General features: G+C 69.9%; 12 protein-coding genes. 8 read left to right on the top strand and 4 right to left on the bottom strand.

Annotated elements, in window-relative coordinates; all coding sequences use genetic code 11:
• Nucleotides 1-53: 53 nt before the first annotated feature.
• The 4 genes from CGQ25_RS01415 to CGQ25_RS01400 all read left to right on the top strand — a co-directional run bounded on the left by CGQ25_RS01415 (nucleotide 54) and on the right by CGQ25_RS01400 (nucleotide 6,236).
• On the top strand, nucleotides 54-3,020 hold the full coding sequence (locus CGQ25_RS01415) for a DNA polymerase III subunit gamma and tau (protein WP_208711475.1): 2,967 nt from the start codon (nucleotides 54-56) through the stop codon (nucleotides 3,018-3,020).
• Between the two features lie 9 nt (nucleotides 3,021-3,029).
• Nucleotides 3,030-3,629, top strand: a complete 600-nt coding sequence (gene recR, locus CGQ25_RS01410) for a recombination mediator RecR (RefSeq protein WP_208711474.1) — start codon at nucleotides 3,030-3,032, stop codon at nucleotides 3,627-3,629.
• A gap of 98 nt (nucleotides 3,630-3,727) precedes the next feature.
• Complete coding sequence (locus CGQ25_RS01405) at nucleotides 3,728-4,753, top strand: isopenicillin N synthase family oxygenase (RefSeq protein WP_208711473.1); 1,026 nt, start codon at nucleotides 3,728-3,730, stop codon at nucleotides 4,751-4,753.
• A 169-nt stretch (nucleotides 4,754-4,922) separates the two neighbouring features.
• Complete coding sequence (locus tag CGQ25_RS01400) at nucleotides 4,923-6,236, top strand: aspartate kinase (RefSeq protein WP_208711472.1); 1,314 nt, start codon at nucleotides 4,923-4,925, stop codon at nucleotides 6,234-6,236.
• A 126-nt stretch (nucleotides 6,237-6,362) separates the two neighbouring features.
• On the opposite strand, the gene CGQ25_RS01395 is transcribed toward CGQ25_RS01400, so the two are convergent.
• On the bottom strand, nucleotides 6,363-6,593 hold the full coding sequence (locus CGQ25_RS01395) for a hypothetical protein (protein ID WP_369802272.1): 231 nt from the start codon (nucleotides 6,591-6,593) through the stop codon (nucleotides 6,363-6,365).
• Between the two features lie 111 nt (nucleotides 6,594-6,704).
• Nucleotides 6,705-6,929 carry a hypothetical protein gene (locus CGQ25_RS01390; protein WP_208711471.1) on the bottom strand — a complete coding sequence of 75 codons (225 nt, stop codon included), beginning with the start codon at nucleotides 6,927-6,929 and terminating at the stop codon, nucleotides 6,705-6,707.
• Between the two features lie 91 nt (nucleotides 6,930-7,020).
• Between CGQ25_RS01390 and CGQ25_RS01385 the strand changes: the two genes are divergently transcribed.
• Both CGQ25_RS01385 and CGQ25_RS01380 read left to right on the top strand, forming a co-directional pair.
• Nucleotides 7,021-7,500, top strand: a complete 480-nt coding sequence (locus CGQ25_RS01385; RefSeq protein ID WP_208711470.1) for a MarR family winged helix-turn-helix transcriptional regulator — start codon at nucleotides 7,021-7,023, stop codon at nucleotides 7,498-7,500.
• Nucleotides 7,501-7,515: 15 nt separating this feature from the next.
• A complete protein-coding gene (locus CGQ25_RS01380) occupies nucleotides 7,516-8,010 on the top strand; it encodes a serine protease inhibitor (protein ID WP_208711469.1) in 495 nt (164 codons plus the stop codon).
• A 92-nt stretch (nucleotides 8,011-8,102) separates the two neighbouring features.
• On the opposite strand, the gene CGQ25_RS01375 is transcribed toward CGQ25_RS01380, so the two are convergent.
• The gene (locus tag CGQ25_RS01375) at nucleotides 8,103-9,749 is read right to left on the bottom strand and encodes an alkaline phosphatase (protein WP_208711468.1); all 1,647 of its coding nucleotides are present in this window, start codon (nucleotides 9,747-9,749) and stop codon (nucleotides 8,103-8,105) included.
• Nucleotides 9,750-10,012: 263 nt separating this feature from the next.
• Here CGQ25_RS01375 and CGQ25_RS01370 point away from each other — a divergent pair, with 263 nt between their 5' ends.
• Both CGQ25_RS01370 and CGQ25_RS01365 read left to right on the top strand, forming a co-directional pair.
• On the top strand, nucleotides 10,013-11,275 hold the full coding sequence (locus tag CGQ25_RS01370) for a glycosyltransferase family 87 protein (protein WP_255405707.1): 1,263 nt from the start codon (nucleotides 10,013-10,015) through the stop codon (nucleotides 11,273-11,275).
• Between the two features lie 10 nt (nucleotides 11,276-11,285).
• Nucleotides 11,286-12,554, top strand: coding sequence for a glycosyltransferase 87 family protein (locus CGQ25_RS01365; protein WP_208711466.1), 1,269 nt, complete (start codon nucleotides 11,286-11,288; stop codon nucleotides 12,552-12,554).
• Here CGQ25_RS01365 and mptB read toward each other — a convergent pair.
• Nucleotides 12,551-14,137 carry a polyprenol phosphomannose-dependent alpha 1,6 mannosyltransferase MptB gene (gene mptB, locus CGQ25_RS01360; RefSeq protein ID WP_208711465.1) on the bottom strand — a complete coding sequence of 529 codons (1,587 nt, stop codon included), beginning with the start codon at nucleotides 14,135-14,137 and terminating at the stop codon, nucleotides 12,551-12,553. The genes CGQ25_RS01365 and mptB overlap by 4 nt on opposite strands.
• Nucleotides 14,138-14,212 lie beyond the last annotated feature (75 nt).

Raw genomic sequence — 14,212 nt, 5'->3', positions numbered from 1 at the left:
TACCTGTGGATAACCCGGGCCGGGCCTCGGTCCTGATTGGTAGGGTTCTCTCTGTGACTGCTCCAGCTGCCCTGTACCGCCGGTATCGGCCGGACACGTTCAAGGACGTGATCGGGCAGGAACACGTCACCGAGCCGCTCATGACGGCGCTGCGCAAGGACCGCATCAGCCACGCCTACCTCTTCTCCGGCCCGCGCGGCTGCGGCAAGACCACCTCGGCGCGCATCCTGGCGCGCTGCCTCAACTGCGAGAAGGGCCCGACACCGGACCCGTGCGGCGTCTGCCCGAGCTGCGTCGAACTCGCGCGCGGCGGCGCCGGGTCCCTCGATGTGATCGAGATCGACGCGGCGAGCCACGGCGGCGTCGACGACGCGCGCGACCTCCGCGAGCGCGCCACGTTCGCCCCGGTCCGGGACCGCTACAAGATCTTCATCATCGACGAGGCCCACATGGTCACCTCGGCGGGCTTCAACGCGCTGCTGAAGATCGTCGAGGAGCCGCCGGAGCACATCAAGTTCATCTTCGCGACCACGGAGCCGGACAAGGTCATCGGCACCATCCGGTCCCGGACGCACCACTATCCCTTCCGCCTCGTGCCGCCGGAGCCGCTGCTGGCGTACCTCGAGCAGCTGTGCGCCGCCGAGAACGTCACGGTGGCCCCCGGGGTGCTGTCCCTCGTGATCCGAGCCGGCGGCGGGTCGGTGCGCGATTCCCTGTCTGTGCTCGACCAGCTCATGGCTGGCGCCGGGACCGACGGGATCGACTACGAGCTCGCCGTGGCGCTCCTGGGCTACACCCACGCGGCGCTGCTCGACGACGTCGTGGATGCCATGGCTGCGGGCGATTCCGGCACGGTGTTCCGCGCCGTCGACCGTGTGATCCAGACGGGCCACGACCCGCGCCGCTTCGTCGAGGACCTGCTCGAGCGGTTCCGCGACCTCATCATCGTCCAGGCGCTGCCCGACGCCGCCGAGTCCATCCTCCGCGGAGTCCCCGCCGACCAGCTGGCGCGGATGCGCGTGCAGGGGCAGAACCTCGGTGCTGCCGAGCTGTCGCGTGCCGCCGACGTCACCAACGAGGCGTTCAACGAGATGACCGGGGCCACGTCGCCCCGCCTCCACCTCGAGCTCCTCTGTGCCCGCCTCATGCTCCCGGCCGCCGATGCGAACGAGCGGGGCTGGGCTGCCCGCGTCGACCGCCTCGAGCGTCGGCTCTCCTTCGCGCACGACGGCGCGGAGCCGGCTCACGCCGCCCAGGCACCTGCCGCCCCAGCGCCGGCTGCTGAGGCACCTGCCGCCCCGGCGCCCGCCGCCGAACTGCGGGGCGCCGATGGGCAGAAGGCGCCGGCCGTACCCGAACGGAACGGACGGCAAGCGGAGCCGCGCGCGACGGCGCCGGTGGCCGAACGACCAACAGCCGTTGCCGCCGAACCGCGTGCCACCGAGCCGACGCCGTCTTCCTCGGGACCAAACAGGGTGACCTCGGGACCAAACAGGGTGACCTCGACACCACAGGAGGTGACCTCGGCACCACACGGGGTGACCTCGGCGCAGGGTGGAGGCGCGGGGAGCGTCGAGATGGTGCGCCGCGCCTGGCCCGAGATCCTCGACGCGCTCGCGAAGGTCAAGCGCAGCACGTGGGCCCTCGTCGGCCCGAACGCATCCGTCGCGGGGTACGACGGCCGAACACTCGCCCTGGCCTTCGGGACCTCGGGCCTGGCCTCGGCGTTCACACGCGGCGACCACTCCGAGAACCTGCGCAAGGCCATCCAGGACGTGATCGGGGTCGACTGCCAGATCGACGCCGTGACCGGGGGCAACGGGCCGGGAACCGCGCCGACGGCGGGGGGCGACCAGCGCCCAAAAGCGCCGGCTGACCCGCCCCCGGGCACGAGTGTGCCCGAACCCGGCAGACCCACGCCGGCTCAGGGACCCTCCGCCCAGGCGCCGCGGGCTCAGGCTGCAGCGCCCCACGCCACCGCGGGCAGGGCTGCCCAGCCCGAGGCGGCTCCTGCTCCTGCACCGGTGGCAGCTCCCTCGGCCGCGGACATCGCCTGGGGTCTGGCGCCGGCCCCCTCTCCAACCCCGACAGCCGAACCGACGCGATCCGCCCGGGTCGCGGAGCCGTCCCGGGCCTCGGCACCGGCCGTCCAATCCTCCCCAGGGGCCTCCCAGCCATCCACGGGGGCGGCACCGCCCGCGCTGTCGGCACCGTCCACGCCCTCGTCAGCTGGCGCCGACGCGGGTCGGCCGGCGGCACCCCCGGCACCGGAGCCCTCGCGGGCTGCCGCCCCCACCCCGGCATCGACGCCGGCGCCGGCGCCAGCAGCAGCACCCGCCCGCCGCCCCGCCGCCGAGCCGACCCCCTACGACGACATCCCGTACTCGGACGAGGAGCCTCCGAGCGACTGGGACGCCCCGTACCCGGAGGACGAGGGCTACGCCCCGAGCCGCTCGCGCAGCACCGCCCCGGACCACAGCGCCGCTCCGAGCGCCCCGGAAGCCGCGGGCACTGCAACGCCCGGGCCAACCAAGACCTCGGCCGGTGATCCGTGGTCGTACGCCAAGGAGACCTCGCCGGGCGTGTGGACCGTGGGCACGGAGCCCAACCTCCGATCCGGCGGCGCCCAGGCCCCGGCAGAGGCGAGGCCGACCGCGGAGCCTGACCCGGCGCCGTCGTACGCCCCTGCAGCAGCCCAGCCGCCCCAGTCATCCCCCCCATCGGCCCCCTCCCCCGCACCGGCCTCCCCCGCAGGGTCCGGGCGGGGCGACGGCGGCCGGAAGCTGAGCATGTACGAGCGGCTGAGCCGCAGCGCGGCCGCGCAGCAGTCGGTGCAGCAGCAGTCCGCCCAGCAGCCGCCGGCCCAGGGGGCGCCCCAGTATGTCGAGGAGATCCCCAGCGCGGACGACGAGACGATCGAGGGCTCGTCGCTGTTCGGCCGGGCCGCTGTCGAGCGGATCCTGGGCGGGAAGCTCATCGAGGAACGCTCCCTCGACGGTGCGCCCCTTCCGCCGCGGTAGCGTAGTGGGGTGTATGAAGGCGCAGTCCAAGATCTGATCGATGAGCTCGGCCGGCTCCCGGGCATCGGCCCGAAGTCGGCGCAGCGGCTCGCCTTCCACATCCTCGAGGCCGACTCCGATGACATGAAGCGGCTGGCCGCCGCGATCGTCGGAGTCAAGGAGCGGGTCAAGTTCTGCCAGATCTGCGGCAACGTCTCCGAGCAGGACACGTGCGCGATCTGCCGCGACACCCGCCGCGATCCGAGCGTGATCTGCGTGGTCGAGGAGTCCAAGGACGTGCTCGCGATCGAACGGACGCGCGCGTACCGCGGCCGGTACCACGTGCTCGGTGGAGCCATCAACCCCATCGCGGGAATCGGCCCCGACCAGCTGCGCATCCGGGAGCTGCTCACGCGCCTCAACGACGACCAGGTCACCGAGATCATCCTCGCGACCAACCCCAACCTCGAGGGCGAGGCCACGAGCACGTATCTCGCGCGCATGCTCAAGACCATCGGGGTGACCGTCACGCGGCTCGCGTCAGGCCTGCCGGTGGGCGGAGACCTCGAGTACGCGGACGAGATCACACTCGGCCGCGCCTTCGAGGGCCGCCGGAACGCGATCAGCTGAGGGCGCGATCACCCGCGGCAACGGCGGGGGATGATACCCCGCCGCCGGTTCGTGACAGATTGTTACGCTCCCCTCTCGCGCGGGCGCATGCTGGATCCATGAGCACTGCACGAACCTCCATCCCGGTCCTCGACCTCTCGACCGCGAGGGGCGCCGACGGCTCCTTCACCCCCGACTTCCTCGAGGCGCTGCGCGACGCGTCGCACAACGTCGGCTTCTTCCAGATCACCGGCTACGGCGCCCGCCCGGGACAGGACCAGGAGCTCCTGGACACGGTCGCCGAGTTCTTCCGCCTCCCGCTCGAAGACCGCCTCGCGCTCGACAACCGCTCCTCGGCCCAGTTCCGCGGCTACACCCGGCTCGGCACCGAGGTCACCCGCGGACGCGCCGATGCCCGCGAGCAGATCGACTACGGCCCCGAGCGCGCGCCGCTCGAGGACGTCCCCGCGGAGAAGCCCTACCTGCGCCTGCAGGGCCCCAACCAGTGGCCCGCAGCCTTTCCCGACCTCGAGAAGGCCGCCATGGAATGGGCCGAGCTCATGAGCACAGTCGGGGCGGAGCTCCTGCGCGGCATCTCCGTGGCGATCGGCCTGCCCGAGGACCACTTCGACGAGCCCTTCGCCGGAACGCCTGCTTGGATGGGCAAGCTCGTGCACTACGTCGGAACTGGCGTCGTGCCTGGAGCGGGCGACCAGGGCGTGGGCCTCCACGCGGACTACGGCTTCGTCACGCTCCTGCTGCAGGACCAGGTCGGCGGGCTCGAGGTCAAGCCGTACGGGCAGGACGAGTGGATCGATGTTCCCCCCACCCCAGGGGCGCTGGTCGTGAACCTCGGAGAGATGCTGGAGGTCGCGACCGACGGCTACCTCATGGCCACTATCCACCGCGTCATCGCCCCGCCGGCGGGCGTGGACCGCTACTCGGTGCCGTTCTTCTGGTCCCCGCGCCTCGACGCGGTCATCGACAAGGTCGAGCTGCCGGCCGAGCTCGCCGCCGCGGCCCGCGGCGTCTCCGACGACCCCGACAACCCCATGCTCGCCTCGTACGGGCAGAACGTGCTCAAGGGCTGGCTCCGCGCCCACCCCGAGACGGCGCGGATCCACTACCCCGACCTGGCCGGCTGACCTCCCTGCCACAGCGCACGACGGCGCCCCGCACCCAGGCGGGCCGCGCGCCGTCGTGCGCGGTTCCCGCGGCGTCCGCAGACCGGTCACAATTCATGGACGCCAACGGCCGGGCGTAGACTGTCAAGGACCATCCCTGTAGCCTCTAGCCCCCTGTGAGTGTGCCCGCATGTCGTTGCCCCTCGAATTGCCTGCCCGGCAGCTGATCGTCCAGAAGTTCGGCGGCTCGTCCGTCGCGGACGCGGCGGGCATCAAGCGGGTGGCCGAGCGCGTCGTCGAGACGCAGCGCGCCGGGCACGAGGTCGTCGTCGTGGTCTCCGCCATGGGCGACACCACGGACGAGCTGCTCGACCTCGCAGGCGAGCTCACGGACAGCGCACCCGCGCGCGAGATGGACATGCTCCTGTCCGCCGGCGAGCGCATCTCCATGGCCCTGCTCGCGATGGCGATCAACCAGCTCGGCGCCAAGGCCCAGTCGTTCACCGGCTCCCAGGCGGGCATGATCACCGACGGCATCCACGGCAAGGCGCGCATCATCGACGTCGACCCGCACCGGGTGCGCACCGCGCTCGACAAGGGCAACGTCGCGATCGTCGCCGGCTTCCAGGGCATGAGCCGCGAGAGCCACGACATCACCACGCTCGGCCGCGGCGGCTCCGACACGACCGCCGTCGCCCTGGCCGCCGCGCTCAACGCGGACGTGTGCGAGATCTACACCGACGTGGACGGCGTCTACACGGCCGATCCGCGCGTCGTCCCCGCGGCCAAGAAGATCGAGCGGATCTCGAGCGAGGAGATGCTCGAGCTCGCCGCCTCCGGCGCCAAGATCCTCCATCTGCGCTGCGTCGAGTACGCGCGCCGCTTCGGGGTCCCGCTGCACGTGCGGTCCTCGTTCAGCCACAACCAGGGGACGTGGGTGCTGCCCAGCCCCGAGGACAAGATCACCGTCAGCGAGGGAGTCGCTTTGGAACAGCCCATCATCTCCGGCGTCGCGCACGACCGCTCCGAGGCCAAGGTCACCGTCGTCGGCGTCCCGGACATCCCCGGCAAGGCCGCCGCGATCTTCCAGGTCATCGCGAAGGCCCACTCGAACATCGACATGATCGTCCAGAACGTCTCGACGCTCGGCCGCGGCAAGACGGACATCTCCTTCACTCTCCCGATCGTCGAGGGCGCCGAGGCCCTCACCGCGCTCAAGGAGGCCCAGGAGGAGATCGGCTTCGAGGACATCGAGTACAACGCCGAGATCGGCAAGCTCTCCCTCATCGGGGCCGGCATGCGCTCTCACCCCGGCGTGTCGGCGACGTTCTTCCAGGCGCTGTCCGACGCCGGCATCAACATCAACATGATCTCCACCTCGGAGATCCGCATCTCGGTCGTCACGCGCGCCGACCTGCTCGACGACGCGGTCCGCGCCATCCACACGGCCTTCAACCTCGACGCCGAGACGCAGGCCACCGTGTACGGCGGCACCGGCCGCTGACCCTGCCGGAGAACGGCGCGGAACGGAGGAAGCGGAGCCGAAACCCTGGGTTTCGGCTCCGCTTCGCTGTTTCGGGCCCAGCCCGCGTCCGGGGCGGCCTTCTGGCACTGCTGCTGAAGGTGTGTTCTAGAGGTGCGTCATAGGGGGCTTCTCGTCCTTGCGGACGGCGTAGTGGTGTCCTTCTGAGTCGGTCTCGACCGCGAACGTCAGCAGTTCCTGGTCCGACGCCTGCTCGAAGGCATCGTGCCTGTGGACCACCGGCGCGTTCGGGTCGCCGTGAGCGGCAGGACCCCAGATCGCGGCGGCACGGTCCGCCGCGTGGAAGAACCTGTCCATGGCCTTGTGCGTGCGGGGCATCTCATCACCCCCTTCCGGTACGCGCCATTGTACGCCCGGGTGTGCTCTGGCTCTCAGGGCTGAGCACGCTGCCGAAGGCCTCCGACCGCGCGGGCCCGAGCGCGCCTGGGGTCAGCGCAGCGAGCGGTCGGTGGGGTCCTTGGGGACCACGTAGGTGCTGCCGTCGGGGCGGGTCACGGTCTCCCACTGCTGGGCCTCCGCCTCGCGCTGGACCAGGAGCTGCTTGTTCTCCTCGGTCATCTCGTGCGTCATGGAGCTCACATGCGCCGGCCCGAAGATGGCGCGCAGCTTCCCCGTGGCGTGCATGAACCTCCGGGCGGCACTCTCACCGGACATTTCTGGCTCTCCCTTCGACCGCCGGACCTCCGGCTCCTCTATGAATAGTACACTCATGGTTAGTGCACTAACCAATGCGGAAGGATTCGCCATGGACGCCTCATACGACGACCTCAAGCTCGAGAGGCAGCTCTGCTTCGCGCTCAGCGTCGCGAGCCGCAGCGTGATCGCGTCCTACCGGCCCGTCCTCGAGAAGCTCGGCCTCACCCACCCGCAGTACCTCGTCATGCTGGCGCTCTGGGAGCGCAGCCCGCGCACCGTGAAGGACATCAGCGAGGCGCTCCTGCTCGAGCCGGCGACGATGACCCCGCTGCTGCGGCGCCTCGAGGACGCGGGCCTGCTCACCCGCACCCGCCAGCCGGGCAACGAGCGGGCGCTCGATGTCGCGCTCACGCCGGAGGGAGCCGCGCTCCGCGAGAAGGCTCTCGCGGTGCCGCCGACCATGATGTCCCGCCTGCAGATCACCCGTGAGGAGGCCGGCGAGCTCCACGCCTCGATGATGAAGCTCATCGCCTCCGCCCAGGCCAGCCGGGACCTTGACGGCGCCGAAGCCTTGGTAGCCCAGGCCTGACGGAGCGCGGAACCCGTGCGCCCCGTCCGCCGCGTCTGGATCCCGGCGCTGCTCGGCCTCGCGTCATGCGCCGTGGCGCTAGCCGCCTGGGCTGCCCAGCCCGGACCGGCGGGCCCCGGCTCCTCCGAGCCGCGCACGACGGCGCCCCCCACCTCGAGCGGCACCCCCGGCGAGCCGACGGCGGAGCTGGAGGTCGTCGTCGTGCGCGGGACGGGTGAGCCGGAGCAGCGGTGGAGGCTGCGCTGCGCCGGCCCCGCCCCGCTCCCCGGCAGCACGCACCCGTGGGCCGCAGACGCGTGCCGGCTCGTCGCCGCACGGCCCGAGCTCCTCACGCCGCCGCCGGGCAACCAGCTCTGCACCCAGCAGTACGGCGGCCCGGAGGTCGCGACGGTCATGGGAACGGCCGGCAGCGCGCGCGTCGAGCGGCGCTTCGACAGGACCGACGGCTGCGGTATCGCCGCGTGGAAGGCCGCCGAGGCGCTGCTCGGCCCGCCTGGCGGCGCGATCTAGGGAAATGACCCCTCAACGCCCACAAGGCGACTCCCCACCGCGCCTGAACGGACACCCCCGACGCTGTGGGTCCCGTCCCTGCCGTCGGGGAGTCAGCTCGCGGGGGTCAGGGTCTTCGAGTAGACCGTCTCGCCGAGCGCATTGCGCAGCGAGACGGTGAAGGCGTCCCCGCCGTCGATCTCGACATGGCCGAAGAACTGGCTCTTGCCGTCCCGCGGGGACTGGTTCGTCCGGATGCCCGCCTTCGCGAACTCGACCGTGGGCCCGAACGTCAGGTCCATCGCGTTGGGACCGAAGGAGCCGGCGTTGACCGGCCCGGCGACGAACTCCCAGAACGGGTCGAAGTCGCGGAAGGCCGCACGCTCGGGCGAGTAGTGGTGCGCGGCGCAGTAGTGCACGTCCGCGGTGAGCCACACGATGTTCTTCACCCCGGCGTCCTTGAACGCCTTGAGCACGCGGGCGAGCTCGAGCTCGCGTCCCAGCGGCGCGCCGTCGTTGCGGTTGGAGATGCTCTCCTGGCCCTTCGCGTCCGGCACGACGATGCCCAGCGGGAGGTCGTTGAGGATGACCTTCCACGTTGCCTTGGACGCGCTGACCTCGCGGATGAGCCACTGGACCTGCTCCTCGCCGAGGATGTGCGTCTCGGTGGCCTCGAGCCCCGGCGTGTTCTCGCCCTTGAAGGAGCGCATGTCGAGCGCGAAGAGGTCCAGCTGGGCGCCCCGCGGGATCTTGCGGTAGATGCGCGCGGGCTCGAAGCCGGTGGTCGCGGGCGCGAGGGCGCGCCGGTCCGCGATGGGCTGGTACTCCTGCCACGCCTGGCGGCCGCGCGCCGCGAGGGTGTTGACGTCGCGGACGGTGTAGCGGGAATCGTCGATGGTCTGGCCCGGCCACCAGTTGTTGTGCGTCTCGTGGTCGTCCCACTGTGCGATCACCGGGACGTCTGCGTAGAAGGCGCGGACGTTGGGGTCCATGAGGTTGTAGCGGTGGCGCCCGCGGAACTCGTTGAGCGTCTCGGCGACCTTGGAGACCTCCTCGGTCACGACGTTCTTCCACACCTGCCCGTCGGGCTCGGTCACGCTGGCCTGGATCGGCCCGTCGGCGTAGACCGTGTCCCCGGAGTGGATGAAGAAGTCCGGCCTCGTGGCGTGCATCGCGGCGTAGGCCCGCATCCCGCCGATCTCCTCGTTGATGCCCCAGCCCTGGCCCGCGGTGTCCCCGGTCCACACGAAGCTCTGCCCCCGCGGAACGTCGTTGCCCCGCACGGCGGTGCGGCCGGCGGCGTTGGGTCCGGCCGCCGTCGAGAAGGAGCCCTGGACGGCCTCGCCGAGGTTCCCGTCCTCGTCCTCGAACTGCAGGGTGAGGGCGAAGCGGCTGCCCGAGGGGAGCTGGGCGGCGGAGATCTTCGCCGTGAAGTCGGTGTCGGCGCTGGCCCAGGAGCCTCGAAGGGTGCGCTCGAAGGCACCCTTGCCGCTGATCACCGCGCCGTCGGCGTCCACGGCACGCAGCGTCGCGACGAGGCGCCCGGGTCCCGAGGACCGGGACCAGAGGACCGCCGAATCGGTGGTGGCGTCCCCGGTCTGGATGCCGGAGGGAAGGGTGAGGCGGCTGCGGACGAGCGGGACGGCCGACGGCGCGCCCGCCGCCTGGGCGGGACCCGCGGCCCCCGCCGCGGAGACCGCGGTGAGGGCACCGGCGGCAAGGGAGCTGAGGACAAGTGTGCGGCGTGACAGATCAGTCATGGCGGCAGTGTCCCGGGTCGAGCTGACGTCGCTGTGACCACTGGATGAACTTCCAGGCCACGCGGCGCTGGCTTTGGGCGGGTCTTGGGCGGATTTCACCCGGAATCGCCCAGTGGCAGTGCGGCTGGGCTCTTGTCCGATGCGAGAATACCGTGAACCGCCTTCTCCGGTTCATAGCGTCTGAGGACCTGCTGAAGCAGTGACTCACAGAGCGAGAGAGTTCATTCTCCATGGACAGATTCCTCGGGGTGCCTTCGGACGCCATGGTCATGCGCAAACGGTGGCAGGAGGGTCTGCGTTCCCCGCGCGGCCTCTTCTGGGGATTCCTTGTGGCCCATGCGATGTTCCTTGTGTTCGCAGCCCTGCTCTCGCTGCGGGGAGAAGCCTTCAGCGACACCTTCATCTACCGGGACTGGGCCATGGCAGGTTTCGACGACGAGACGCTGGCGCGGGGCCCCAGCCCCTGGGGCTACCCGATTCTGGCGCTCGTCCCGATGGCCTTGGCCGCGGCAGCCGGTCCCGGCCCCTTCCTGTTCCTCTGGGTCCTGCTGACCAGTGTGCTGAACGGTTGGGCCATGGGCTCGCTGACCATGTGGGGCCAGCGGCGTGACGCCATCCCGGCCGCATGGTGGTGGCTCGGGTTCACGGTGCTCATGGGATGGCTCGGCTTCGCCCGTGTCGACGGCCTGACCGCTCCCGTCGTCCTCGTTGCGCTTGTCTATGGAGTGCGTCAGCCCTTTGCAGCGTCGGTCCTGCTCGGAATCGCCGCGTGGGTGAAGGTGTGGCCCGCCGCCGTCATGCTGGCCTTCTTCGCCGTCGTGAAGGAGCGCGCGCGCGTGGCCGCCGCAGCAGTCCTGACGTCGGCCGCCGTCGTGGCCCTCGCCGTGGCGGCCGGGGCCCTTCCAAGACTGCTGAACTTCCTGACCCAGCAGGGGGGCCGCGGCATGCAGCTCGAGGCCACGTTCACGACCCCCTGGCTGTGGCTGTCCGTGCTGGGAATCGGCGACTCCCACATGTACATGAACACCGCCATCAACTCGATGCAGGTGGACGGTCCCGGCACGGCGGTGCTGTCGGTGCTGATGCAGCCTCTTCTCCTGCTGGCCGCGGCCGCCGTGACCGGTCTGACGTTCTGGGCCCTTCATCAGGGCAAGGCCAACGGCGGTATGGACCGTACGGAGCTGCTCCTTTCAGGAGCCCTCGCCCTGACGACCGCCTTCGTGGTCTTCAACAAAGTCGGCTCGCCGCAGTTCATGGTGTGGCTCGCCCCCGCCGTCGCGGTGGGGCTGACCCGCAACTGGAAGGAATGGCGCGTGCCGGCGGCGATGCTGATGGCAATTGCTGCCGCCACATTCCTCATCTATCCGCTGTTCTACGATGCCCTGAGCCACAACGACCCGGCGATGGCGCTCGTCCTGTCCATCCGCAACATCCTGCTCGTCATCCTGTTTGTCTGGTCAGTGCGCCGCCTGCGGACGCTGGGCCGGAAGCCGCCCATGGCGAAGCCCGAGACCGAGGAGTCCTGAGATTTCCGCGATGGTCTTCGAGCATCTGGTCCGCATCCGGCACCGCGTCCTGCCCCCGGGGTTCGTCGCCTGGTTCAGCCGGCCGTCGAGCGTGTGGTGGGGATTCGCCGTCGTCCATCTGTACTTCCTCGGATGGATGGCCTCCTTCTTCCTTGACGGCGGCACCTTCAGCGACACGGAGCAGTACCGCCAGTGGGCCATGGCGGGGTACAACCCGGACAGCCTCGGGGGAAAGATCAGTCCGTGGGTCTATCCAGTGCTGGCGCAGATACCCATCTTCCTGGCCAACGTAGCGGGACCAGAGCTGTACCTGCTGGTGTGGACCCTCATCATCACGGCCCTCAACGCGGTCGCGATGCTGTACCTGACACGCGGTCCCCGACGTCTGAGCGGGATTGCCCCTGCCTGGTGGTGGCTGTTCTTCACGGGCTTCATGGGATACCTCAGCTTCGCCCGGGTTGAGGGCATCACGGCTCCCATCGTCCTGGTCGCGCTGCTCTTCGCTGCCCGCAGACCCGTCGTCGCGTCCGTTCTGCTCAGTGTCGCGACCTGGATCAAAGTGTGGCCTGCGGCGGTGCTGGCCCCCATGGTGATCGCCTCCCGCCAGCGCCTGAGGATGGTGGCAGCGGCGGGCGCCGTCAGCGCCGTGGTGGCCTTCGGGACCTACCTGACCGGCGCCCTGGACCACATCATGGACTTCCTGATCAATCAGGGCGAGCGTGGCATGCAGCTCGAGGCAACCTTCTCCACGCCCTGGGTGTGGCTCACCGTCTTCAACGTTGCGGGCTCGAGAATGGCCGACAACGTGGCCATCAACTCCACGGAGGTCTATGGTCCCGGTGCCGAGGTGGCCGCCTTCCTGATGCAGCCCCTGCTGGTCCTCGCTGCGATCGCCGGTTCCGTCCTTCTGGTCCGCGCCCTCAACCGAGGTGCCGAGCGCGAGGAGCTGTTCCTCGAAGGGGCGCTCATGATGACGACAGCATTCATCGTGTTCAACAAGGTGGGGTCGCCCCAGTTCATCATCTGGCTGGCTCCGGTGGTTGTGGCGGGGCTGACCCACGACTGGAACCGATGGAAGGTCCCTGCCGCCCTCCTGATGGCCATAGCGGCGGCGACGTTTGTGATCTATCCGCTCTTCTACACGCCTCTCATCCACGCGCATCCCGCCATTGCAGCCGTTCTGACGACGCGGAATGTCCTGTTGGCTGTCCTGCTCTGGTGGTCGGTGCGCCGGACAGCCGAACTGGGGCGCAAGCACGGCGCCAGGCTGGCCGCCTAGCCGGCGTCGGGCTGCCGGCGGAGGATGCGCCGGAAGCCCCGGCGCATCAAGTCCGCCGGCTTGCCCTGGATCAGCAGCGTCCGTGTGTGGACGTCAAGGACCAACAGGTAGCACGTGAAGAGAAGGGCGATGGCAAAGGCGAGGGACGATGCATTGACAGGCAGCTCCACGAAGGACCAGACCGACAGCTGATCCTGCGCCCCGAACACCACGAAGAACGTGACCCCGACGTAGAGGCACCGGATCTGCCAGTCGTCCCTGATGCCGGTCGCGGCCAGGAAGGGGATGATCCAGAGGATGTACCACGGCTGGATGATGGGCGACAGCAGCACTACCGCCGCGAAGGCAAGTGCCATGCGTCGCACCAGCCGGGAATGCTCTCCCCGGAGCAGCAGCAGGAGGACCAGCCCGACGGCCGTCCACTTCAAGGCCGTCCTGAAGACGTCCGCCATTGCAGCACCGGGGAGCCCCAGGACACTGCCGAAGAACTCGACCTGCTGACCGAGGAAACCCGACGGCGAGTACCCCGTGTAGCCCGGGGTGGGGTCCATGATGGCCCAGGTCCAGCCCAGGCCCAAGCCGTGCGGTATGCCGCTGAGGACCAGCACCGCGAGGCTCAGCGCGGCGGTGGCGGCAGCGACCCCGAGCCTGCGCAGCCAGGATGCCCCAGCTCCTGCCCACATCAGGGCGATGAACGGGAGCAGTAGCACCGTGGCCGGCTTGATGCCGATGGATGCCGTCACGAGCAGGACTCCGCGCACATACCGACGGGTCGCGGCCATGTATGTCCCTGCAACCGCGAGGCCGACCATGAGGGCATCGTTGTGTGCACTCGCGATGAAGCTGATCAGGAACAGCGGATTCGCCACCGCGATCCACAGGGCCCGGGCGCCGTTGATCCCGTGCAGTTCCGCCAGTCTGGGCAGGTACAGCACACACAGCAGCACCCCGGCGACGGCCAGCAACCGGAAGAGCAGGACGGACATGTCCGGTTGGGCGCCGGTGATCGCGACCACAGCTTGTTCCAGCCAGAGGAAGTACGGGCCATACGGCGTGCGGGCCTCCGCCCACGCCGGGTCGGCTCCGAGGGAGAACCAGTTGTTCAGCACGGAGATGCCCTCGGCGTAGGGGTCTCTCCCCTCCATCAGCAAACGGCCCTGGCCGATGTAGGCGTAGACATCGCGCGAATAGATCGGCACCGCGAAAAGCAGCGGCAGGGACCAGGCGCCGATGGCCGCCATCACCTGTCGCCGCGTGCCATCGCCCCAATCCCCCAGCCGCTGGCCGAGCCGCAGCCATGACCGCATCAGCAGCATGGCCCCAACAGTCAGCAGGATGGTGGAAAGCGTCACCCCCCAGCGCTCGGCACGCATCGCAATGACGACTAGCTGGCGGACCATCGGAGATCCGCTGGCAATCCACCCGATGCCGATGGACCCGACAAACATCATCAGCGAGCCGACGAACCCCTGGCAGATCGCGACGTACGCCCTGCGCTTCTGCGCCGTGGCCGCAGGCCATCGCGCCTGTTTCGACGCCAAGGGGCTGCCCGCGGGCCGGGAGGGAGAGCTGCTTGTCGTCATGGCTCTGTGGTTTCCCCCACTCATGGTTCGGCACCCCCTGGGACGGAAGGCAGCTGACACCAATTCACAGGTGCT

It is taken from the genome of Sinomonas sp. R1AF57, from assembly GCF_002224485.1.
GTDB classification, from domain to species: domain Bacteria; phylum Actinomycetota; class Actinomycetes; order Actinomycetales; family Micrococcaceae; genus Sinomonas; species Sinomonas flava.
Note: the sequence above shows the minus strand (reverse complement) of the source record. Positions and strands in the feature narration are given on the sequence as shown.